The organism is Lacibacter sp. MH-610 (assembly GCF_045780045.1).
Classification (GTDB): domain Bacteria; phylum Bacteroidota; class Bacteroidia; order Chitinophagales; family Chitinophagaceae; genus Lacibacter.
In genome coordinates this window covers 2,242,722-2,265,640 of sequence record NZ_CP116002.1, presented here as the reverse complement: position 1 = coordinate 2,265,640, position 22,919 = coordinate 2,242,722, and the positions used below count along the sequence as shown (strand labels likewise).

Below are 22,919 nucleotides of genomic sequence, written 5' to 3'. Positions count from 1 at the left end.
CAAGTGGCAAGGGAATAGAATCTATATTTGACGCATGAAACCAACCGGCCATCCAAACGTTACGCTTGGTATTTTACTGGCAGTAGCAGCCACCATCATCTGGAGCGGTAATTTTATTATTTCAAGAGCAGTGAATACAGAAATTGCACCGGTAGCGCTTTCATTTTACCGGTGGGCAACAGCGGTGGTTCTCTTATTACCTTTTGCATGGCAACATATTCAACCTGCCTGGCAGGTGGTAAAAGAACATAAAGCCTATTTTTTCTGGACTTCCTTAACCGGCATCAGTCTGTTTAACACGTTTGTGTATGTAGCCGGGCATAGTTCAACCGCTATCAACATGGCATTGATCGGTACCACCTCTTCACCCATCATGTCCATACTGCTGGCGCATTACTTTTTAAAAGAACACATCAACCTGCGCCGCATCATTGGAATGTTGTTATGCATTGCCGGTATTTTGTTTTTGCTGAGCAAAGGAAGTTTTAACAACCTGCTGCATCTGCAATTCACCAAAGGTGATGTCTGGATTTTGCTGGCAGCATTCAGCTTTGCCTGTTATAATATTTTTGCACGCAAACGACCTTCTACCATTTCTGCCACCGGTTTTTTGTTTTTTGTTTTTGCCATAGGAACTGCCCTGCTGCTTCCGGCCTATATCATTGAATCTTTTTTTGTAACCCCTGTTCAATGGAGCTGGAAAATTGCAGGTTCTGTTTTGTATTTGGGCCTGGGTACTTCTGTTATTTCATTCCTGTTCTGGAACAGAAGCATTAAAGAATTAGGTGCCGGCCGCACAGCCTTGTTTGGAAATTTAATTCCCATCTTCAGCAGTATTGAAGCAGTGATCTTATTGAGTGAACAAATTACGTATCTCCACATCATCAGCTTTGTTTTAATTGTTGCCGGTTTAACTGTTGATAATCTTCAATTGCTTTTTAACAAAGCAACCGCAAAAACCGTGTAACTTTTACGAAGAAAGAGCAACACATGTTGTTCAAATTAATCGAATGAAAAAAGTTATCATCATTGGCGCTACTTCCGGCATAGGAAAAGAACTGGCCTTACGTTATCTCAAAGCAGGACATACAGTAGGTATTACCGGCCGCAGAAAAGAATTACTGCAAGAACTGCAGCAGCAATATCCCCAACAGGTGTTCATTGAATGTTTTGATGTAACAGGAACGAACAACACAACCCATTTAAATGCTTTGATACAACAGATGGGTGGTATGGATGTTTTTGTGTACAACAGCGGCATGGGCGACATCAGTAAAGAACTCAACGCCGGTTTGGAAATCTCCACTACGCAAACCAATGTGAATGGTTTTGTTGAACTGACTGTTCATGCATTCAACTATTTTGTAACACAGGGACATGGGCATATTGCCGCCACTTCCTCAGTAGCTTCCACAAGAGGTAACAGTTGGGCACCATCTTACAGCGCCAGTAAAGCGTACATGAGCACGTATATGGAAGGATTAGCCATGAAAGCAGAACGGATGAAGTTGACAATTGCAGTAACAGATATTCAACCCGGTTTTGTAAAAACAAAAATGGCCAAGGGTGAAGGATTGTTTTGGGTAGCCGAGTTAGACAAAGCAGTAGATCAAATCTTCCACGCATTGGAAAAAAGAAAACGGAAAGTATATGTTACCAAACGTTGGGCATTGGTAGCCTGGATGATGAAACAAATGCCGTATACCTTTTATAAAAAGATGGGGTAAGCAGTACTGTTGAAAATGATGCCATGAAAACGGGACTTTGAATGGAGCGCCGCAATAGGGACCCCTCGTTGGCACACAGATCGTCCCCAACATATTTTCGTTACAGCTACGGCGTGTAAAAAAATCTTAAGAACTTCTTAAAACAGGGTATGCGTTGTGCAATGGGGCACGATTTTACATCGTTATTGGTAAAAGAGTTAATTTCGATGAACCAAGTTTACAGCATGCAACAATACGCACAGGAAGACAGGAGCAATAATCCAAAAGCAGCAGTGATTACAACGGTTGTACATGGATTGATTTTGCTCATCTTATTTGTAATTCCCATGGCGGCCACCATTAAAAACGACTCCATTGTGGATGAAGAAGGTATTGAAGTAAACTTAGGCAACAGCGATATTGGTTTTGGTGATGTACAACCTTTGGTACCTGATGAACCGGCTCCCGCTGTAGAAGAACAAACAGCACCACCTCAACAACAAATTGCCCAGGCAGTGGACGAACCTGAAAAAGAAACCAGCACTCGTGAAGAAGCGGATGCACCGGAAATTAACAAGCCGGAAAAAAAGCCAACTACACCGGCAAAGGTTGCCACTACCAACCCACCAGTAACAACGAAGAAGCCAAGTAATACAACCGTTATTAATCCAACTCCTGCACCTCCTAAACCAAAAGCAGTATATGGTGGCGGCACAGGTACCGGCGGCAATAACAGTGATACCTATAACGACAGCAAAAACCAAGGGATTGCAGGCGGCAAAGGTGACCAGGGCAAACCTAATGGCAGTGCCACCAGTGATAATTACAACGGAAACGGTGGTGGCGGCAAGAGCGGTCCCAGAGTAACAAGAGGCGACAGACGAATTACAAATAATTATTATTTTTTCTCCGGTGAACTGGACCGTGCTACTATCAACGCCATTGTAAAAGTTACGCCTGAAGGTAAAGGTTCCTTTGTGGGTTTTGGTCCGGGTTCTACTACACAGGGCAGAGATTATGCTAATGCAATTTCTAATTATTTAAAAAGCATGCAGTTTAATAAAGCTGATCATGAATCAACCGTTACCGTTCAGTTTGTATTTAATGTAACCAACTAATCGATTCATGGAAATCATCAAACAGTTTAAGCTTCCGATTCTTTTATTTTTAGTTGGTATTCTTGTATCCATTTTTGGTGCATGGATGAAGATCATGCATATGGCTTATGCTGATGGTTTATTGACTGCCGGCATGCTGGTGAAAGGTGTTGGTGTTGTAGCTGCTATTTATTTATTGGTGAAAGGAAAGCGCTGATTCCCCTCCTATCTTTGCGCAAGGATGACCTATCAACAAACGATTGACTATCTCTTTACCCGGTTGCCCATGTTCAGCCGCATTGGTGCAGCAGCTATTAAGAAAGATCTGCACAATACCATTGCTTTATGTGAAGCATTGGGCAATCCGCACACAAAATTCAAAAGCATTCATATTGCTGGTACCAACGGTAAAGGAAGTGTGAGCCACATGCTGGCTGCTGTTTTACAAACCGCCGGTTATAAAACAGGTTTATACACTTCACCGCACCTGCACGATTTCAGGGAACGGATAAAAGTAAATGGTGAAATGGTGAGTGAAGCGTTTGTAATTGACTTCACCCAACGCATTCAGCCGCACATAGAACAACTGGAACCTTCGTTTTTTGAAATCACCGTTGCCATGGCCTTTGAATACTTTGCAGAGCTGCAGGTTGATGTTGCTGTGATTGAAACCGGGCTGGGCGGACGGTTAGACAGTACCAATATCATTACACCGGAGTTGAGCATCATCACCAACATCGGCTGGGATCATATGAATTTACTGGGCGATAGTTTGGATAAAATTGCTTTTGAAAAAGCAGGCATTATTAAACAACAGATTCCGGCAGTGATTGGCGAAACCATACCTGAGACAGAAAATGTATTTCTGCAGAAAGCAAAAGAGCAAGAGGCAACTCTCTTATTCGCCAACGATCATTTTACAACGGAAGAAGTGTTGATGGTGAACAACCAACTGCAGGTGATTGTAAAAAATAACACAACAGGCAAGCCGCTGAGTTATGAACTGGATTTAGCGGGCTTGTACCAAACTAAAAATCTCTGCACTGTTCTTACTGCTGTGGAGCAGTTGCAGAAAAGCGGATGGAAGATTCGCAATGAAGATATTTCAACTGCTTTACTTCAAACAAAACGCATCAACGGTTTGCATGGCCGCTGGGAAGTGCTCCAACAACATCCAACCGTTGTACTGGATGTGGGCCATAATGAAGATGGCATCAAACAGATTGTAAAACAACTGCAGTTATGCAGCTTTCAACAGTTGCACATCGTCATCGGCATGGTAAAAGATAAAGAGATTGAGAAAGTGTTAGCACTATTACCAAAAGATGCGGTGTATTATTTTACCAAAGCACAGATATCGAGAGCATTGGATGACGTAATACTTCAGGAGAAAGCAAATGCATTTAATCTCAAAGGCGAAACATATTTGAATGTAAATGATGCATTGGCTAAAGCTAAACAATGTGCATCGGCTGATGATTTGATATTAGTTTGCGGCAGTGTGTTTTTAGTGGGAGAAGTAGCACGCCCCGTCTGACGCCCTCGTCTGACGGGATTCCAATGAATTTTTGTTATGCCTTATTGCCCCAAATAAGAATGATGATTAATAGAATCTCTGCTAAAAATATCCATAGATACCTTTTTATTAATCTTTGAAAAAAATAATCAATGACAAAGCCAATCAATATTACAGGGATAAGGTATACATGCTGATAGCCATAAGTCTCATCTGCTAATATTTCAGGAAATAAAAAGAATAATAATTCAACACCAAGCAGAAGACAACAAAAAAGATTAAGTGGTGTAAGCTTATACTTCATAATTAAATTAATGAAACGCCGTCAGACGAGGGCGCCAGACGGCTTCTTTCCTTTTCTCTTTCAATCTCTTAGCTACTCCTAACCCCTCACATCCACCAAAAAACTTCCTAAATCCACCACTTCACCCTCTCCCATCCTGAACTGTTGAATATCTTCCAGGCTCAATTCTTCTAAAACTTTAGTGGTATAAACAGGCGTTCCGTTTTTAAGTATGATAAAATAAAAGTCAGGTCTTGTTTCTCTGAACGCATCATCATTTACAAAGGAGTCATGTGCAAAGGCTATTCGTATATGCCCCCCTGCATCCAGCCTGCTTTCACCTAAAAAATCATCATCCGCAATATCACGGTCGTACAGCCGAACAGTGAATTCATCACCGCTTAATGGCTTGTCTTCACCTTTTTCAATAAAACGGGCGGTAATCACCAGGTCAGGTTCTTTGTTGAGCATAAAGTCAGTCATAAAAAATTCTTTGATGGAAGTTAACTGAATTTATAATGACAAAAAAACTTACCACCTGCCATTGTGAAGCAATATTTATAAAACAAAAAAGCATCAAGCTTGCACTCAATGCTTTTATCTATCAAGGTCTGACGGCCTAAGGGCCGTACCGACCAATATGTATTTTCTCCTTCCCTCTTTTTCTCCTTCACCTCTTAGCTACTAATCATCCAACTTCAAAACTGCTAAAAAAGCTTCCTGCGGTACTTCTACACTACCAATCTGGCGCATCCGCTTCTTACCTTCTTTCTGTTTTTCGAGAAGTTTACGTTTACGGCTGATGTCACCACCATAACACTTGGCGGTTACATCTTTACGCATGGCACTGATGTTCTCCCTCGCAACAATCTTGGCGCCTATGGCTGCCTGTATAGCAATCTGGAACTGCTGACGGGGCAGTAACTCTTTCAGTTTTTCACAAAGCTTTCTACCGAAATCATGTGCACGGCTGCGGTGGATCAATGCACTCAATGCATCCACTTTTTCACTGTTCAATAAAATATCCATCTTCACAATATCTGCTTCACGGTAACCGATGGGATGATAATCAAACGATGCATAGCCACGGGTTTGTGATTTCAGTTTATCGTAAAAATCAAATACAATCTCCGTTAACGGCATTTCAAAAATCAGTTCCACTCGTGTTTGTGTGAGATAACTCTGGTTGATTAGAATACCCCGTTTGCCCAAACACAAAGTCATGATGTTACCGATATAATCCGGCTTGGTAATGATCTGTGCTTTAATAAACGGTTCTTCAATACGATCCATGGCCGTTGGTTCCGGCATTTCGGCCGGATTATTTACTATAATCTTTTCGCCACGGGTGCTATAAGCAATAAAACTTACGTTGGGTACGGTAGTAATCACCGTTTGATTGTACTCCCGTTCCAAACGTTCCTGTATAATTTCCATGTGCAGCAATCCTAAAAAGCCGCAACGGAAACCAAAGCCCAGCGCCTGTGATGTTTCCAGCTCAAAAGTGAGCGATGCATCATTGAGCTGCAGTTTATCCATACAATCACGGAGCTCTTCAAAATCTTCTGTCACCACCGGGAAGATGCCGGCAAACACCATCGGCTTTACTTCCTGGAAACCACGGATGGGTTCTGTTGTGGGTACTAATGCATTCGTAATGGTATCACCCACTTTTACTTCCTTGGCATTTTTGATGCCGGTAATAAGATAACCCACATCACCGCAACTCACTTCATTCTTTTCCGTCATCTTCAGTTTTAAAATACCGATCTCCGTGGCATCATATTCCTCACCGGTACTTACAAATTTGATCTTCTCTCCTTTTTTAATCTTTCCGTTTAAAATCCGGAAGTACACAATCACCCCACGAAAACTATTGAACACACTGTCAAAGATCAACGCCTGTAGTGGCGCATCTGGCAAACCTTTCGGTGCCGGAATGCGTGCCACAATCGCTTCCAGAATTTCTTCAATACCAATACCGGCACGTCCGCTGGCCAGCAAAATCTCTTCCGGCTTACAGCCGATCAAGTCCACAATCTGGTCTTTCACCTCTTCAATCATGGCCCCATCCATATCAATCTTGTTGATAACGGGGATGATCTCCAGATCGTTATCAATGGCTAAATACAGATTGCTGATGGTTTGTGCCTGTATGCCCTGCGCCGCATCAACCAGCAGCAAAGCCCCTTCACAGGCAGCCAGTGCACGGCTCACTTCATAGCTGAAATCCACATGACCGGGTGTATCAATGAGGTTGAGTACATATTCCTGTCCGTCTTTGGCTTTATAGTTGATCTGGATGGCATGACTTTTAATGGTAATGCCTTTTTCCCGTTCCAGGTCCATATCATCCAGCACCTGGTCCATCATATCACGGTCACTGATGGTATTGGTGGTTTGTAACAAACGGTCGGCCAGGGTACTTTTTCCGTGGTCAATATGGGCGATAATGCAAAAATTCCTGATATTCTTCATTGAACTGTTCCTCAGTTTTTGAGGCGGCAAAGATAGTGGAAAAGGGGCAGCCCCCGACAGCGGTTTCCAACCCTGTTGGCGGGTGTTAACAAAGAAAAATTATGTTCTTTTTTTTAAAAGGCGGGTTTGTTGAACCGGGCTGTTGCAGCTATGGGCATCACCTGTTGCGTCGCACACTTCTACGTTTGGTAATTCTATTGGGCAAAGCTCTACTTGCCGGGAAGTTTAGCTCACTTAAAAATTAATTAGCTCAAACAACAGTCAATTAAATTTAAAAATGAAGGTTATGGAATTATGTGAAACGTATTGTACTAACAACAACCTGTCTTTGCCGGCAGGCAAGTACATAATGTTGAACATTAACAGATTGATTTTCAAAAACGTTTTTTAAATTAGTGCTGCGTGTAATAACATAAATACACGTGTCGTAAGCAACCTTCTTAAACCTCAAACTATGCAAGAGAACTGCGAAACCGCTTATGAAGAATTAAAGTCTGAAATTGAAAATTTACATTTGACAGCAGTCACAGCAGTAAAAGAAAATCCTATTCTTTCCAATCTTTTGAAAGGTTACAAAGTTTTCTATAGCCCGTTACTTTATAAACCTAAAGTTCTATTTATAGGTATTAATCCTGGTAACGGAGAGGAAGGAGTATATGATTGCGAGCATTGTGACAAGGGTGAATTGGAATATTTGCATTATAACTACACTCTTGCTGACGAAACGAAAAAAGTCTTCGAAATGGCTTGCAAATCGGAAGCGCTTTATAATTCGGTTAAAACAAACTACTATTATTTAGCGACAACAAGTGGAAAGGACATTTTTAAGATAACTGATTTTTTAGGGAGACAATCCAAAGATGACTTAGGGGAACAACTTATAGTGAATGCACGAAAATGGACGAAGAGGCTAATTGAAACAATGGAACCAGAACTGATTATATGTGAAGGTGTAGAAGCTTATGCAAACGTGACTGACCTTTTCCAAGAAGGGATTAAAATGAAGGAAGATGTAGAGTATGTTTATGTGGAAGAAATTGAAGCAAACATCATAGGCTACAAAAGAACTTATAGTAACATCAACAATAAGAGTAAACTTGCTTCAACAATTGCAACTTTGCTTAGTTGACAGAGTAAAGGCTGCTTACAACATGCGGCTTGGCGTTATGTCACTCTGGCGCAGGTCTCCCGACCTGATGCCATCCGTTACTTCTTCCCAAAAATTTTTAAGCAGGCTTTACAAGATCAAGCAATCTGATTATTACCAATACTCAATAACGAATGCTACCTTAACCCTTCATATTATGTTAGAAAATTGAATTTTATTGAAAGCTCATAATAAAAAACAAACATTTAAATACACTAGGAAAAGTGACCTTGAGGCACAGGTCGGGAGACCTGCGCCAGTTAAAAACCGGAAAAAAGATTGCTTAGGTTTCCTTTTATCTGAATAAGAGCATCTAACAATTTCAAAACTGAGGTCAAAATTGTTCTTGCTACTTGAAGTAAAAAATCATTCAAAAAATATTTATCTTTCCCAAAAGCCTGCTGCATGGATGCCATTCATCTACAACCCTTTATTCAACAATTAAAACAATGGAAAGCTGAGGGCATTAAGCCTTCGCAAATGGAAACCCGTTTAAAAGAACAACAGTTGCCTGATGAACAGGTAAACCATATTCTTTCTGAATGGAAGCGTATCACCATTGCACAAAAAAGAGATGCCGGTTTTATCTGGGGTGCCCTTGGTGGAGGTATTATGCTCATCAGCTTTTTAATATCGCTGATGCTTTATAACGAAGGACAGGGCTTTATGATGGTATTATACTCTCTCACCATTGTTGGCATTGCCATGGTGTTTAAAGGTCTTGTGGATATTTTGGGTTGGTAAATGATGCACTAATCTTTTTACTTCTTGGGCGGCAGACAGTAATTCTTTATTCGTTTCATCCTTGCTGCGAAGAAATTACTTCTTAACTTTCCATGTCTTCAAACCAATCAACATGAGAATAATAACCCTTCTTCTTTGCCTGATGGGCATTACACTTATTGCAACTGCACAAAAAAAGCAAGCCGTTTCAAAGGCAGACCAGTTAAAAAAAGAAGCAGCACTTCAAATTCAAAATAATTACGATCAATACAAAACAGCAGCCTTACAGATTTGGGATTATGCTGAAGTGGGTTATAAAGAAGTAAAAAGCAGTGCACTGCTGCAGCAAACTTTAAAAGATAATGGCTTTACTATTGAAAGCGGCGTAGCAGGTATGCCTACCGCATTTGTTGCCACTTATGGCAGCGGCTCACCGGTTATTGGAATATTAGCGGAGTTTGATGCATTGCCGGGCTTATCACAAACGATAGCTCCTGTAAAAACCAGTGGAAACAAAAATGCGGGTCATGCATGCGGGCATCATTTGTTTGGCGTAGCATCTGCAGCAAGTGGTATTGCTATTAAACAACTAATAGAACAAAAAAAACTTACAGGAACAATAAAAGTATTCGGCTGCCCGGCAGAAGAAGGCGGCGGGGGTAAAATTTATCTCGTAAGAGAAGGATTTTTTAAATCAGTAGATGTGGCTATTCATTGGCATCCGGGTAGTGAAAATTTAATATCCACCACCAGCTCACTGGCAAATATTTCTGCCAAGTTCCGTTTTTACGGAATATCGGCCCATGCAAGTGGTGCGCCTGACCGTGGCCGTTCATCCCTTGATGCTGTAGAAGCTATGAACAATATGATTAATTTGATGCGTGAACATGTACCGCAGGAAACACGTATTCACTATGTTATTACCAAGGGAGGCCTTGCCCCCAATGTTGTTCCTGATTTTGCAGAAGTATATTACACTGTACGCCATCCCAGGAAAGAAGTTCTTCAAAGTATTTTTGACCGCATAGTTAATGCAGGCAAGGGAGCCGCCATGGGTACAGAAACCAGAATGGAATATGAAATTATAGGAGGTGTGCATGAGTTACTCATCAACCATTCATTAGCAGAAGTGATGTATAAAAACTTAGAAATGACAGGAGGTGTACAGTACACACCGGAAGAAATGGAGTTCGCCAAAAAAATACAAGCAACATTTGATATTACTCCCCCACCCGTTTCAAATGCCGGTATCATCAAACCATTAAAATCAGAAAGAGAAGGTGGTGGTGGCAGTACCGATGTAGGCGACGTAAGTTATGCGGTACCTACTGTAGGTTTACGTACAGCTACCTGGGTGCCCGGCACACCCGCTCACAGTTGGCAGGCGGTAGCTTGTGGCGGTACTGAAATCGGAACTAAAGGAATGATAGTAGCTGCCAAAACAATGGCTATGACTGCAATTGATTTATTTCTTTATCCTGAACTGATCACAAAAGCAAAAGAAGAATTTGAAAAAGCAAAAGGTAGTTATCAGTACAAACCATTATTGGGTGATCGCAAACCGGCGTTGAATTACAGAGATTAAAGAAGTAAGATGACCATACGTATAGCTGTAAAAAAAGATGTACCCTACATCGTTCACCTACTCAACCTTGCTTACCGGGGCGAAACCTCACGGCAGGGCTGGACAACCGAAGCGGATTTAATAGCCGGTGATGTGCGTACAGATGAGGCGTCTGTGATAAAAGTAATGGAGCAACCGGGCAGTGTTATTTTAAAATGCTGTGATGAAAACGAAACCATTATCGGCACCGTAAACCTGCAGCAGCAGGGCTCCTGCATTTACCTTGGAATGTTTGCCGTAGCGCCTCATTTGCAAGGCAAGGGCATCGGCAAACAAATGCTCGAAGCTGCTGAAATTCATGCCCGTAACAGCGGTTGTATTACTATTTATATGCATGTCATCTCAGTACGTAAAGAGTTGATTGACTGGTACTGCAGGTATGGCTACCGGGATACAGGAGAGCGAAAACCTTTTGCGGAAGATGGTCTTACCGGCAAACATTTGCAGCCTTTGGAATTTGCCGTTCTTGAAAAAGCAGTTTAAAATCTTTACCTTATTTTCGCCAAAACTTACTGATTATGGAATTGGTGCAACAATTTGAAGACGCCGTAGCCTCCAGCAAATCGCTGAGCGAAAGACCCAGCAACGATACGTTGCTTCAACTCTACTCTCTTTACAAACAGGCCAGCGAAGGCGATGTAAATGCTGAGCCCCCTTCTAACCCTTTTGACTTTGTAGCAAAAGCCAAATATGAAGCATGGGAAGCTTTAAAAGGCACACCAAAAGAAAAAGCCATGCAGGATTATATTGATCTGATTAATAAACTCAGGGGATAATTATTTACGGAGCAGTTGCCCGTACATTTCTTTCAGTTGTAACCCTACAGTATTGTAGTTGAAAACCGATGCTTCATTGCTGATGGCTGTCCGGTTGTATTGATGGGTATGTTGCAGATAGTAAAGCATCGCATCTGCCAGTGCCTGGATATTATTATCGGGCACCAGTAATCCGTTACCGGCATGTACCAGTTCGCTGATACCGCCCACATCAGAAGCTATAACAGCTAAACCACAGCACAAAGCTTCATTTACCACACAAGGCAGGTTTTCATAACGGCTGAAATGCACCAACGCATCTGCCTGCCGCATTTCTGCAGCTACCTGCTCATATGCTAAAGCGCCGGTAAAACGAACACGGGTTGATAAGGACGCCGCCTTCTGTTTTAAAGTATCAGGTGCAGGTCCCACAAAAACAAAATCCCAATCACTGTTCTTTTGCAACAATATGTGCAATGCATTTACAATGCCTTCAGTATTTTTTAAAGGCATCATCATTGATACATGAATAAAACGTTTTTGTTGCCGATCTGCTGTCTGCGGATAAAACAGTTTGGTATCAACCACATTACGGATAAGTTTTGTGCGGCTGATGTTAAACAACTCCTGCAACCGCTTTAACAACCATTCAGAAACAGAGCTTACGGCTGCAGCCTTTTGAAAACTTAGCCTGGTTATCTGTTTAAAATAACTGCTGTTTCCAAAGTAACTGTCTTCAATATGATCATAGTAAGCTGAACTATGTTCCGTAACTACAAAAGGTACACCCCATTTCCGCTTCATCCATAAAGCACCATAACCTGCTTTTACAGGCACATGCACATGCACAAGATCCGGTTTGCCGTTTTTGAATATATAAGCTTTAATTGCTTTCTTAAGTGTATTATTATAATTACGGGTAAAAAGTAATTTTTGCAGTAACCTGTTTTTGATTCCGGGCAAAGGCACAAAATGGATTTCAGCTGTAAGCCTTCCATCAGTTTTGTTTTCTGTTCTTGTTGTTTCATTTTCCAACAAGTGAAACTTCTGCACTACATGTATTACATGCACAGGCATGTGCAGGGACAAAGCTTTTAAATGACGTTCAATAAAATCGCCATCAAAGGGATCTTTTGAGTGAGGATACCAACTGGCAATATGGAGTACGTTCATTTATTTTCGTTTAAAAACAGCAATGATACAATCGCCGGTTGCAGGAAATTGCCGCTGTATAAAATTAGGCTGCTTATTTCCGTAAACACCAAAAGCAAACTGCTTCAGTTGCCATGCTGATTGTTCAAATTTACGGAGTAAGGTATAGGGTGAAAAATACCAGTGATGATCTTCATGTATTGATTCTGTAGCATGCAGAGATGCAGCCATACTATCCAATGATGTATAGTTAGGAACCGTAATCAATAACTCCTGCCCCGGTTTCAGAACTGCGGCACATTCAGTTATAAATTCAGATGGTGATGCAATATGTTCCAGCACTTCCCCAACCAGAACTAATGCATACAACGAGGTTTGTTCCTGCTTCCATTCCCTGAGAGGAACAATGCTTACGTTTTCATCACCGGTTAATGCCCGGTATTGGTTTACAGCTTCTTCATTGGTATCTAACCCGTACAAAGACGAGGCAATTTCTTTCAGTTGTGAATGTAACAATGCTTGCTGGTGAATCCTTTCGGTTGTAAAAGGCGCATCAGCAAAACCAATATGCAGTACTGACTTATTACGGCAGTAATCCGTTATAAACTGTTTACGGTTTACCAACCCGGCTGATGGGAAGGGCTTTAACCAGCGTTCCTGATCGCCACTGATGCGGTAATGCATTCCCCGTTTCAGTAGTTGCAATCCGCTCCATATAAATATCCATTTAAGCTTCTTCATGTGTTGATGAGGATTATTGAATCCTGCCCGATAAATCCATTATGAATTGAAGATCCTTTTTCCGGAAGAACAACAGATCCGTAAAACGGATGGCTCCTTCTTTTGCAAAATAATGATACGCCATCACAAAACAAACAAGATAACCTGCACTGCTGGCAATAGCCGCACCATAAATACCTGCTGAAGGAATTAAAAAAAGATTGGTAACGATGATAACAAGTAATCCTGCAATGGAAATCTGTATATTTCTTTTGATTTGATTGATAGCTGCAAAATAAGCTGCCATCAATGCCAGAAGCGACAGTGCCAGCAAACCGGGTATGAGTAATAAAAACACACCATACATGGTATTAAAACTGCTGCCGAATAAAAAGGGAAACAACCACCTGCCGGCGACAACAATGATCACCAACAACAGAATATAGAGTAAGATAATTATTCTTGACAGAGTTAAAATTCCTTCCCGCATTTGAACCGTATAGCCGGATGCTGCAATAGGAAAAATACCGGCAGCCAGTATGGCGGGCAACAGTTGAAACAATTGCACCAGCCTTGATGCCTGTATGTAATTACCCAATGCATTTTTATCAGCAATGAAATAATCAATCAACCAGTAGTCAACACGTGTTACCAGGTAAAACAACAAGCCTGCAAAAAAAGCCAGGTGTGAATAGCGGAATAATTGTTGTCTTTGATCTTTTGCAGGGAACTGTAACAGGTAACGATGACTGAACTTGAGGTTAAACAATAAAACCACCATCAAACCCTGTAACAGGTACAAACAGAAATATAGAAAGATAAAACGGGAAGCGCTTAATTGAAACCATTGAGGCTTGAGTAATAATAAAAGCAAAAAAATATTTACAACAATGAATACAACGTTGGGTAGTTTATACTCATGTTTTGAATAAAAAAGTGCATTATAGAATGTAATAATGAGATTGCCGCTTACAAACAAAACGGTCATGCCGGCAAGTTGTGTAGCCGATGCCCATTCGTTCCCCTTCTGAAAATAAATGACGGCACCCGCAGCGGTTACAATGGTTATAAAGATCACCCAGCACCAGATGAACACCTGCATCCGTCCTGTATCTATTGCACCTTTTGATACGAGGTAGGTAATGGCCGAATCAATTCCAAACGACAAGGCCATAAACAAAAATGTAAGAATGCTGATGAAATAAAACAACCAGCCCATGGCATAGGCCTGCAAATACCTGGAAAGAAAAATGGTAACCAGCAGCGAAGTAAACAGGTACGTACCTCTCCATAATAAATTTGATGCAAACAGTCGGCTGAGGTTCATGCAGAGGTTTTGATTACGGGATAAATGTAGTAACTAATCGTTATCACCCCATTTTAAAAAGCCTTCTGCAATACTTATTTTGTTAGATTTACAGGCAAATCACTCTATGGCCAGATCCTTCCGCATCAGCAGAAACGCCCAGGAAAATAAAGAAACCGGTTTAAATGTTGACAGCCGCCAGGGCGGCGGACGCTTTTTTGCAAAAGACGGCAAGCCCAATGTCAAATTCAGGGGAATCGCTTTTTATAAAAGCTTCAGCGTTTATCAATTTATGTTGAAGATACCCGGCTGGAAATTTTTATTGATCGTAGGACTTACTTACCTCATTGTAAATCTTGTTTTTGCTACTATCTTCTTTTGGATAGGGGTAGAACAATTAGGAGGAATGGAGCAACAGTCTTATACGGGTAAGTTTTGGGAAGCATTTTTTTTCAGTGCTCAAACTCTAACTACAGTCGGCTACGGTCATTTATATCCTTCTTCACTTACGGCTAATGCGGTTGCATCTTTTGAAGCTTTAACCGGTCTTATGATGTTTGCTTTAGCTACCGGTTTATTATATGGAAGATTTTCGCAACCCAAACCGTATATCCTCTTCAGCGAGTATGCACTCTTCAGCCCGTTCAGGGATGGTTATGCGTTGATGTTCCGTTTTGCTCCTTATAAAAATCATTTTCTAACCAATGTTGAAGTAAAAGTAACAGCGGTTGTCAAACTATCAGATGAAAATGGAAACAGACGTAACAATTTTTACAGTCTTGAACTGGAATTATCAAAAGCCAATACACTTACTTCCAACTGGACGATTGTGCACCCCATCAACGAAAAAAGTCCTTATTACCAGTTTACGCAAAAAGATTTTGAAGAAACAGAAACGGAGCTGCTTGTTTTTGTAACGGGGTATGATGAGGAATATGCAAACAATGTGGTAAGCCGCAGTTCATATACCTATAATGAATTCATATACGGAGCAAAATTTGACATGATGTATGAGCCCAGTCAAGATAAAAGCTCCACACTCCTGCACTTAAACAAGATCAACAGTTATCATCCTGAAAAGCTTCCTGTAGATTTGCAGCCATGAACACGGTTATCGGAACGGATATCAAAAAAGCTGTTGAACTGCTTAACAAGGGCGAAGTAGTGGCCATCCCTACAGAAACGGTTTATGGTTTGGCCGCTAATGCTTTGAGTGAAGATGCGGTACTCAGGATTTATGAGGTGAAGCAAAGACCCCGTTTCAATCCCTTAATCCTCCACGTTGCTTCTTTAGAACATGCACGTGAATACGTAAACAATTTACCGGTTGAAGCCCAACAATTAACTACCGCTTTCTGGCCCGGCTCTTTAACCCTGTTGCTGGATAAAAAAGAAACCGTTCCTGATTTAGTAACCGCAGGCAGTAACCGTGTGGCACTTCGTGTTCCTAATCATCCCCTTACCCTGCAACTGTTGCAGCAGTTATCGTTTCCCCTGGCGGCACCCAGCGCCAATCCATCAGGTTATGTGAGTCCTACCAGTGCTCAACATGTGTATGATAACCTGCATGGAAAAATTCCATACATACTCGATGGTGGCGAATGTGGTGTAGGTGTAGAATCAACCATCCTTGGCTGGAATAAACAACAGCAACCCGAAGTGTACAGGCTTGGTGGTATTCCTGTTGAAGCCATTGAAGAAGTGTTACAGCAAAAACTAAGGATTAAAAAATCCATCACTGAAAACCCGGATGCACCCGGACAGTTGAAAAGTCATTATGCAACCACTACTCCACTCCACCTGCATGCAGCAGATGATTTACCGGTAGCTTTCAGCAATAAAAAAGTAATACGTATTAATTTCAAAAACTATCATCCTTCGTTGCCAAAGGAACAACAATTGATTCTTTCAGAAAATGGAAGTTTGGAAGAAGCAGCCAAACATTTATTCAAAACGCTTCGTGCTGCAGATGCAATGCAGGCAGATGTGTTAATAGCAGAACGTTTGCCTGGTGAAGGATTAGGTGCCGCCATCAACGACCGGCTGGAGCGTGCACAGTTTATCATGAAATAAAATCATTCCCAGAAATTCACAGGAAAATCAGCACAACTCTTTGCATCAGATTCAATTAGGTGTTGCCCGATTGATGCTAATGCGTCACTTGTTAAAGATTGTTCCAGTGCAGGAAAATATTCTCTCTCCTCAAACCGCACATGTTGTTCCAATAACTCATAAAACGTTTGTATCGTTTGATGGGATGTAAGTGTGGTGTAGAACTGATAAATATAATTTCGTATCACTTCATGCTCCTGCAACATACGTTCATGTATGGATTTTAATACAGGTTCATCGGTTGCAGCAGGCAGCCATTTTTCTTCTGCTTCAAAATGAGTTTGCAGCTCATCTTTCCATACAGTAAGAATAAAATCCTGCATCACCTGTACTTCTGCTTTCTTCTGTACACCTTTCTTCAAAAGCAAAACCGCCATCAGGGCATTGTGATGTTGCCTTGACAGCGGTTGCAGATTTGTATCACGTTTCATTTATTTCAATCCATTGATCACCTGTATAAATTCATCCGCTTTTAAAGAAGCACCACCTACCAAACCGCCATCCACATCCGGCTTACTAAAAATTTCAGCCGCATTACTTCCTTTTACACTACCACCATACAGGATGGAAATACGATTGGCAACTTCTGCTCCGTATTGTGCAGCCAGTACACTACGTAAATGTGCATGCATATCCTGTGCCTGATCAGCAGTTGCTGTTTTACCCGTACCAATGGCCCAGATGGGTTCATAAGCAATGACAAGCTTCTGTAATTCTTCTGCACTTAAATGAAACAGACTTTCACGCAACTGTGTTTCTACAAAACTGTTTTGCGTTTCTGCTTCACGAATGCTCAATGGCTCACCACAACAAAAGATGGGTGTTAAACCATAGCTTAAAGCAATGTTGAGTTTATCAGCCAGCAATTGATTGCTTTCAGAAAAATATTCTCTTCGCTCACTGTGACCAAGAATTACATATTGTACACCAATGGAAGTAAGCATTTCAGCCGATGTTTCGCCTGTATAGGCGCCTGCTTTGTGTTGTGAACAGTTTTGAGCGGCTACACTGTAACCATGATGTCCTTTTATTTTCTGAGCCACCATGGAGAGATAGGGAAAAGGAACTCCCAAAACTACTTCCCGGTTGGACTCCGGCACTGATGATTGACTGAGCAAATCATTTACCAGTTGTTCTCCCTGTGCATAAGTAAGATTCATTTTCCAGTTGGCGGCTGCAATTTGTTTGCGCATAAGCTTCATTAAAATTTTAAGTGGTTGTAAATATATTGAAGAATCGATTGTTCCTGTTCTGTCATGAACTGTTGTTTCATCTGCATCCAGTTACGGATATCATTGTATGCTTTGTCAAGCACATAATGTTCTTTGGTTTCAGTGTTCCAGGTAAAGGAAGCAATGTACTTTGGAGGAAATCCATTGCTTACAATATTGCAACTGATGCCTGTAACCGTACCGGTGTTGAGGATGGTATTAATAGAGGTTCTGGAATAATCACCCATCATTACACCGCATTTGGTACCGGCATGAATCCATTGATGCAGCAACGGATTCCATAGCTTGATTTCACCGGCAGTATTTTTTACATTGGATGCACTGGTACCGGCTCCTAAATTACACCAACTGCCTATAACCGCATCACCCAGATAACCATCATGTGCTTTGTTTGAATAATCAAAAAATACAGTATTCTTTATCTCTCCTCCCAATACACAATTACGACCGGCAACTGTGGTACCGTAAATTTTAGCACCCATTTTTACAACAGAGCGCTCTCCTATTACCACAGAACCACGAAGCAGGGCTCCTTCCATTACGAGCGCATTCTTTCCGATGTACACATAAGCATCACTTGCATTAATGGTACAATACTCCATAACAGCACCTTCTTCCACAAACACACGTTCAGGGTGAAGTACCTGATTGGTGGGTGATATGGGTTGCGATGATCTTCCGGCCGTTACCAATTGAAAATCAAACGGCAAAAGTTGGGCAGATAAAAAAGGAAGTTGATGTGCATAGTCCAGAAACTGAACCGGTGCAATATGAGGTTTAAAGTTGACTTCTGTACAATCGGCCGCTGTAAATCCGTAAGACAATTCAACTGATGAAGTAAATGCCAGTATGCGGTGCCCTTCCATTAAACCTTCATTCAACTTAAGTGAACGGATGGCATGCACCAGTGTTTCATCCGGTATAAGCGTGGCATCTACATAAAGAAACGTATCAATTCTTTCTGAAAGCGAATGCTGCAGATAGTTTTCAGTTAATACTTCAGCCGGCATTTGCAGCAAGCGTTGCCAGCGCTCCCATGCTGTGAGCATACCACAACGGATATCTGCCAACGGGCGGATCAATGAAAAAGGAAATAAACCCTTCCTGGCGGTTGCTGTATCAAAGAGGATGAATCGCATGCAGTTCAAATATCTTTCAATTCAATCAAACACCCGTTATTTAATTTCAAAAAAAATCCCCCCACTTGAGGCGGAGGGATTTTATATCGGGAAAGATTTGATTAGAAAATATTGTAACCAAAGCTCACATAGTACAGACCTCCGATATCGGGGTTAGCATAAGCTGTTCTGTAATATTTGTTGAGGAGGTTATTAGCACCGATTTTGAATGCATTTTTTGTATTGGGTATTCTGAAGGTAACCTGTGCATCCAGTACACCAAAGGCATCAACGGGTCCTTGCAGGAAGGTTGACTCCCAACGCTCAATGGCAGATTGCCATCTGTAAGTAGCAGAGAAACCAATGTTCTTGCTTAACTTATTATTAGCAAGTGTTATGTTATAACGCCAGGGTGAAGTATTGAAGAAGGCTAACTGACCGGCAGGAGCATCCTGCAGTTCGTTGTAAGAAACGTTACCGTTGAAGGCAAAGTTCTTGTACACTTTCCAATCAATACTGGCACCCCATCCAAAAGTTTTTACAGTACCCTCAGCATTTACCGGCATACCAAAAGTACGCTGGTTAGCAGTGCCGGGATTTTGTACGAGGATGGCAGTAGAAATAAAGTCAGAGTAGATAGCGTAGAATGCATAAGCATCAACCAATACTTTTTTAGCAATAACACCACGGTACCCAATTTCGAATGAGTTTACATACTCTGCTTTAAACTCTTTGTAATTGAAAGCATTGGAGGCAGATAAAGCTGGTCCTTGCCCACGGGCTGCTCTTCCAACTGTTGCACTATCCCACACTCTGTTGTTATCAAAGTTGTAGAAATTCCACAGGTCCCTCAAACCACCGATGAGCATATTGCTGCGTGTACCAAGCGGCAGGTTGATGTATTGGTTCTGTGTAGTGGGGAAACGATAAGCCTGCTGGTAAGAAAGACGGAAGAAATTGTCTTTCGCAGCTTTAATAGTTGCTGTAGCTCTTGGAGTAAAGCGACCTTTAAAGTTGGTATTCTTATCATAACGTCCTGCTACGGTAATCTTCAACCAATCGTTCACTTGTTTTTGAACCTGGATATAACCACCCAGTTCATTAATGCCGATACGCTTACCTAAAGTATCAGTAAACAAAGTTCCTTCTGAGTTCAGAGAGAAACGACGGAACAAACCACCTACCTGTACTTCAGCCCATGTAATCTTTTTAAAGTTGTACATACCATCTACAACATACATATCTGTCTTGTCAAGGAACAGGGCGCCACCTTGTGAAATGGGGATCTGACGCACCTGGTCGTACAATGCTTTGAATGCAGGAGTGCCGGGAACCAAGCGGTTTGCATCTGCAGCCTGACGGGCAAAGAAATGCGCCTGGTCTTCCGAAAATTGTACACCTGGGAAGGTTGGAATAGCACCAAGACGTGCACCAACAAATGTTTGAATATAAGTTGGGAACCATTGTGTTTGACTCTCAGAAGTACGTTGTAACATTTGAGATGAAAGAATGGTAGCTGCATAAGAATCACCCGCATTTTCCTGGGTAGTATATGCTTTTACAAAGAAGTTATCGCCTTTGAGTTCTAATTTATACTGCCCGATCTGCGCATCTTTTAATGAATAACGGTCAGCACCTGTATAAACGGTGGTAGCAGCACCCCAATAACCTACAAATGATAACTCAAGGTTAGGTTTGATTTTGTAATACAAACCACCATTGAACTTAATATTGTAAGTATTGTAATCAACCACATCTCTTTCGGCATAACCGGTGCGGCTTACGATACTATCGCTGCGGGTTGCAAAAAGAAAATTAGCAGCATCAGTTGCACGCTGGCGGGCAATTTGATCAGCCACAGCAGGTGGAGCACCCTGGCTGATAGCAGCCTGGTATGCCTGTGCATACACTGCCTGGAAAGCACCACCCCTGGCAAGAGGAGCAATGTTTACAATAGGAGGTGTAGAACCGATCTGGTCACCATAAACGTTTACACCATTATAGCTGGGTTTATTACGGTCGCCTAAAACGGTGGTACCGTTTACTACATCATAGTTACGTAAATCATTGGCCTGCCAATCCTGCGCCTGCAGGTACTGACCGGCTATTTTGAATGCAAACTTTTCAGAAAGCTTTTTACCCCAACGGAAGTTCCAGTCATAATAAGGAGCAGCCGGTCTTTGTCTGCCATCGGCATGCATCAAACCTTGCTTTACCTGGAAACTTAAGCCCTGGTGCTTAAACGGATTTTTTGAGTTGATAAGTAAGGTACCGTTCATACCGCCACTTCCGTAAAGAGCAGAAGAAGCGCCGGGCAGTAATTCCACATTATCTACATCCAGTTCTGTTAAACCAACAATGTTACCTACGGAGAAGTTCAAACCGGGAGCCTGGTTGTCCATTCCATCCGTAAACTGGTTGAAACGAACGTTACCACTACCATTAAAACCACGTGTACCCACCGTACCGAAAATTAAACCGGAACGTACAAAGTCAACACCTTTCAGGTTTTGAACAGCATCATAAAAAGAAGCCTGAGGTGTTTCACGAAGTTGTGTAGCACCGATGCGTTCGATAGAAACCGGAGATTCCAGAATTCTCGTAGCCACACGGGTAGCAGAAACCACCACTTCCTGGCCAAAAGCTGCCTTGGTATTTAAACTTACTTCAATATAACCGGCAGAAGGCACGGAGATTTCATAATCTTCAAAACCCACTGAGGAAACCACCAGCACTACAGGGAATTTATCAACTGAGATTTTAAAGTTTCCTTTATCATCTGTAAAAGTACCCTTTGTAGTTCCTTTGATGCTTACAGAAACAGCAGAAAGCGTTTCACCGGAGGCTTTGGACTTTACCGTTCCTGAAACAATGGTCTGTGCCTGCGCTGCCATGCTAAAGCATACCGCTGCGAGGAACAGAAATACTATTTGAATTTGCTTTTTCATACTTTATAATTTGAGGATGGATTAGTTATGAGTAACAATTGTTATTGCAGCAGGTGACGGAGGGTTGGTAGCCAAGCCCGGTACATTAACACGGGCAATGATTGTGTAAATTTTACCTTCAACCAATCTCAGGTTAGGAAATAAACCAAGCAAGCCTGTTGCAGGTGCGGTACCCGGAGTTCCGGCAACTCTTACACCAATGTTATATCGGCCACTATCCAAAACTGCAAATTGATGGAACCGTGTATTAGTAGCAGCATCAGCAAAATTTCTTAAAGGGAAAACTGCTACATTATTTAAAGGGGCTGCAGTAGTACCACCGGTTGCAGTAATGTCAATTGTATCCTTACGGGGAACAGAATTGAGAATAGTTTGTGGAATAGCGTGAATAAAACGAACCTTTACCTTGCCGGCAGCAGGAGCACTCAAATCATCTTCCATCAGCAATGTGCGGAACAGAAGAGAAAAGTCAAAAGCTACGGCTGTATAGCTGCGTGCAGGAGCTAACGTAACAGGGCGATCGTAAATGGTTACACCACCGCCGCCACCTTGCCCGGCAGCAGAAAAGTTCAACCCGAATGTTCCGTTTTTAACCTGTGCATAGTTAGCGGTTACAAACTGTGCTGATGAAACGGAAGTAAGGGAGGAACCCGTTGTGATACTGGCCGCACCATAAATAATGTTTGGAATAATAAACTGACCATCCCATCTCACATCAAAAGCAGGACCTGCTGTGGGCAGCGGACTGGGGGTTGGATTTGCAGCAGATGGCACCAAAGGAGCCGTAAGTGTTGCATTGGCCACCAATATCCGGGCTTGTTGAGTAGAGAAATCATCGGCTTTATTACAAGCAATCAGAAAAACTGATGCGCAAAGCACCAGTATTGAAAATGTGGAGAATTTTCTCATATAGCAGAATTTACTGTAGCGACAAAAATAGGGGTTCGTCCCAAATTATTAAATATTTCTTTTCACTCCGGATATCCACAAAAGCAGCTAAGT

At 41.8% G+C, this 22,919-nt stretch carries 23 protein-coding genes; 12 read left to right on the top strand and 11 right to left on the bottom strand.

Features of this window, described 5'->3' with window-relative positions; translation table 11 throughout:
• Positions 1 to 34: 34 nt before the first annotated feature.
• From PDL71_RS10380 to PDL71_RS10360, 5 genes are all read left to right on the top strand, one after another.
• A complete protein-coding gene (locus PDL71_RS10380) occupies positions 35 to 967 on the top strand; it encodes a DMT family transporter (RefSeq protein ID WP_407520679.1) in 933 nt (310 codons plus the stop codon).
• Positions 968 to 1,010: 43 nt separating this feature from the next.
• Positions 1,011 to 1,727 carry an SDR family NAD(P)-dependent oxidoreductase gene (locus tag PDL71_RS10375; RefSeq protein ID WP_407520677.1) on the top strand — a complete coding sequence of 239 codons (717 nt, stop codon included), beginning with the start codon at positions 1,011 to 1,013 and terminating at the stop codon, positions 1,725 to 1,727.
• 224 nt (positions 1,728 to 1,951) lie between these two features.
• A complete protein-coding gene (locus tag PDL71_RS10370; protein WP_407520675.1) occupies positions 1,952 to 2,824 on the top strand; it encodes a hypothetical protein in 873 nt (290 codons plus the stop codon).
• 7 nt (positions 2,825 to 2,831) lie between these two features.
• The gene (locus tag PDL71_RS10365) at positions 2,832 to 3,020 is read left to right on the top strand and encodes a GldL-related protein (RefSeq protein ID WP_407520673.1); all 189 of its coding nucleotides are present in this window, start codon (positions 2,832 to 2,834) and stop codon (positions 3,018 to 3,020) included.
• 24 nt (positions 3,021 to 3,044) lie between these two features.
• Entirely contained in the window at positions 3,045 to 4,340 is a 1,296-nt protein-coding gene (locus PDL71_RS10360) for a bifunctional folylpolyglutamate synthase/dihydrofolate synthase (RefSeq protein ID WP_407520671.1), read from the top strand.
• Between the two features lie 34 nt (positions 4,341 to 4,374).
• On the opposite strand, the gene PDL71_RS10355 is transcribed toward PDL71_RS10360, so the two are convergent.
• The 3 genes from PDL71_RS10355 to lepA form a co-directional block, all read right to left on the bottom strand.
• Complete coding sequence (locus PDL71_RS10355) at positions 4,375 to 4,623, bottom strand: hypothetical protein (protein WP_407520669.1); 249 nt, start codon at positions 4,621 to 4,623, stop codon at positions 4,375 to 4,377.
• Between the two features lie 78 nt (positions 4,624 to 4,701).
• Positions 4,702 to 5,085 (bottom strand): hypothetical protein, encoded by a 384-nt coding sequence (locus tag PDL71_RS10350; protein WP_407520667.1) that lies wholly within the window; start codon positions 5,083 to 5,085, stop codon positions 4,702 to 4,704.
• 201 nt (positions 5,086 to 5,286) lie between these two features.
• Positions 5,287 to 7,080, bottom strand: a complete 1,794-nt coding sequence (gene lepA, locus PDL71_RS10345; RefSeq protein ID WP_407520665.1) for a translation elongation factor 4 — start codon at positions 7,078 to 7,080, stop codon at positions 5,287 to 5,289.
• Positions 7,081 to 7,534: 454 nt separating this feature from the next.
• On the opposite strand from lepA, the gene PDL71_RS10340 reads away from it, so the two are divergent.
• The 5 genes from PDL71_RS10340 (at position 7,535) to PDL71_RS10320 (ending at position 11,350) form a co-directional block, all read left to right on the top strand.
• Positions 7,535 to 8,209, top strand: a complete 675-nt coding sequence (locus PDL71_RS10340) for a hypothetical protein (RefSeq protein WP_407520663.1) — start codon at positions 7,535 to 7,537, stop codon at positions 8,207 to 8,209.
• 423 nt (positions 8,210 to 8,632) lie between these two features.
• Positions 8,633 to 8,971, top strand: a complete 339-nt coding sequence (locus tag PDL71_RS10335; protein ID WP_407520661.1) for a hypothetical protein — start codon at positions 8,633 to 8,635, stop codon at positions 8,969 to 8,971.
• A 112-nt stretch (positions 8,972 to 9,083) separates the two neighbouring features.
• On the top strand, positions 9,084 to 10,535 hold the full coding sequence (locus tag PDL71_RS10330; protein ID WP_407520659.1) for an amidohydrolase: 1,452 nt from the start codon (positions 9,084 to 9,086) through the stop codon (positions 10,533 to 10,535).
• Between the two features lie 9 nt (positions 10,536 to 10,544).
• Positions 10,545 to 11,057 (top strand): GNAT family N-acetyltransferase, encoded by a 513-nt coding sequence (locus tag PDL71_RS10325; RefSeq protein WP_407520657.1) that lies wholly within the window; start codon positions 10,545 to 10,547, stop codon positions 11,055 to 11,057.
• Positions 11,058 to 11,092: 35 nt separating this feature from the next.
• Positions 11,093 to 11,350, top strand: coding sequence for an acyl-CoA-binding protein (locus tag PDL71_RS10320; RefSeq protein WP_407520655.1), 258 nt, complete (start codon positions 11,093 to 11,095; stop codon positions 11,348 to 11,350).
• On the opposite strand, the gene PDL71_RS10315 is transcribed toward PDL71_RS10320, so the two are convergent.
• Genes PDL71_RS10315 through PDL71_RS10305 form a run of 3 tightly spaced genes read right to left on the bottom strand, consistent with a single transcriptional unit; the run spans position 11,351 to position 14,528 of the window.
• Entirely contained in the window at positions 11,351 to 12,502 is a 1,152-nt protein-coding gene (locus PDL71_RS10315; protein WP_407520653.1) for a glycosyltransferase, read from the bottom strand.
• Positions 12,503 to 13,222 (bottom strand): class I SAM-dependent methyltransferase, encoded by a 720-nt coding sequence (locus PDL71_RS10310; RefSeq protein WP_407520651.1) that lies wholly within the window; start codon positions 13,220 to 13,222, stop codon positions 12,503 to 12,505. It abuts the gene before it with no gap.
• A 13-nt stretch (positions 13,223 to 13,235) separates the two neighbouring features.
• Positions 13,236 to 14,528, bottom strand: coding sequence for a polysaccharide biosynthesis C-terminal domain-containing protein (locus tag PDL71_RS10305; protein WP_407520649.1), 1,293 nt, complete (start codon positions 14,526 to 14,528; stop codon positions 13,236 to 13,238).
• A 106-nt stretch (positions 14,529 to 14,634) separates the two neighbouring features.
• Here PDL71_RS10305 and PDL71_RS10300 point away from each other — a divergent pair, with 106 nt between their 5' ends.
• Complete coding sequence (locus PDL71_RS10300) at positions 14,635 to 15,612, top strand: ion channel (RefSeq protein ID WP_407520647.1); 978 nt, start codon at positions 14,635 to 14,637, stop codon at positions 15,610 to 15,612.
• Complete coding sequence (locus PDL71_RS10295; protein WP_407520645.1) at positions 15,609 to 16,580, top strand: L-threonylcarbamoyladenylate synthase; 972 nt, start codon at positions 15,609 to 15,611, stop codon at positions 16,578 to 16,580. Before PDL71_RS10300 ends, PDL71_RS10295 begins: the two co-directional genes overlap by 4 nt.
• Before the next feature lie 2 nt (positions 16,581 to 16,582).
• Here the strand turns inward: PDL71_RS10295 and PDL71_RS10290 are convergent, their stop codons facing one another.
• The 5 genes from PDL71_RS10290 to PDL71_RS10270 form a co-directional block, all read right to left on the bottom strand.
• The gene (locus tag PDL71_RS10290) at positions 16,583 to 17,050 is read right to left on the bottom strand and encodes a hemerythrin domain-containing protein (protein ID WP_407520643.1); all 468 of its coding nucleotides are present in this window, start codon (positions 17,048 to 17,050) and stop codon (positions 16,583 to 16,585) included.
• Positions 17,051 to 17,812: a triose-phosphate isomerase gene (gene tpiA, locus PDL71_RS10285; protein ID WP_407520641.1), complete on the bottom strand. Its 762-nt coding sequence runs from the start codon at positions 17,810 to 17,812 to the stop codon at positions 17,051 to 17,053. It abuts the gene before it with no gap.
• Between the two features lie 8 nt (positions 17,813 to 17,820).
• Entirely contained in the window at positions 17,821 to 18,990 is a 1,170-nt protein-coding gene (locus tag PDL71_RS10280; protein ID WP_407520639.1) for a putative sugar nucleotidyl transferase, read from the bottom strand.
• A gap of 101 nt (positions 18,991 to 19,091) precedes the next feature.
• On the bottom strand, positions 19,092 to 21,917 hold the full coding sequence (locus PDL71_RS10275) for a TonB-dependent receptor domain-containing protein (RefSeq protein WP_407520637.1): 2,826 nt from the start codon (positions 21,915 to 21,917) through the stop codon (positions 19,092 to 19,094).
• A gap of 21 nt (positions 21,918 to 21,938) precedes the next feature.
• Positions 21,939 to 22,826: a DUF4397 domain-containing protein gene (locus PDL71_RS10270; protein WP_407520635.1), complete on the bottom strand. Its 888-nt coding sequence runs from the start codon at positions 22,824 to 22,826 to the stop codon at positions 21,939 to 21,941.
• Between the last annotated feature and the right edge of the window lie 93 nt (positions 22,827 to 22,919).